This is a genomic window from Microbacterium sp. ZXX196 (genome assembly GCF_009709595.1).
Lineage (GTDB): Bacteria > Actinomycetota > Actinomycetes > Actinomycetales > Microbacteriaceae > Microbacterium > Microbacterium excoecariae.
On the sequence record NZ_WMEE01000374.1, the window covers coordinates 1 to 252 of the forward strand.

A 252-nucleotide genomic window follows, 5' to 3' on the forward strand; every position below is an offset into this window, starting at 1 on the left:
CTGGAACAGCTCCGTGAACAACGTGAAGCTCCAGGAAGGCTCCCGGGCCGACTTCACGTACCGCGAGGGCAACGACGCCCGCGGCTCCTACGCGAGCACCGACGGTCACGGGCGGGGCTACATCTTCCTCGACTACCGGCAGAACCAGCAGTACAACTCCACCCGTGTGGTGGCCCACGAGACGGGCCACGTGCTCGGCCTGCCCGACCACTACTCGGGCCCCTGCAGCGAGCTGATGTCGGGCGGCGGCCC

Annotated in this window: 1 protein-coding gene; it reads left to right on the forward strand. The window is 68.7% G+C overall.

The features are described 5' to 3' along the window. Positions 1 to 13: 13 nt before the first annotated feature. Positions 14 to 252, forward strand: a 239-nt coding sequence (locus GJQ66_RS13385) for a snapalysin family zinc-dependent metalloprotease (protein ID WP_368732943.1), incomplete at its 3' end; no start/stop codon positions are given.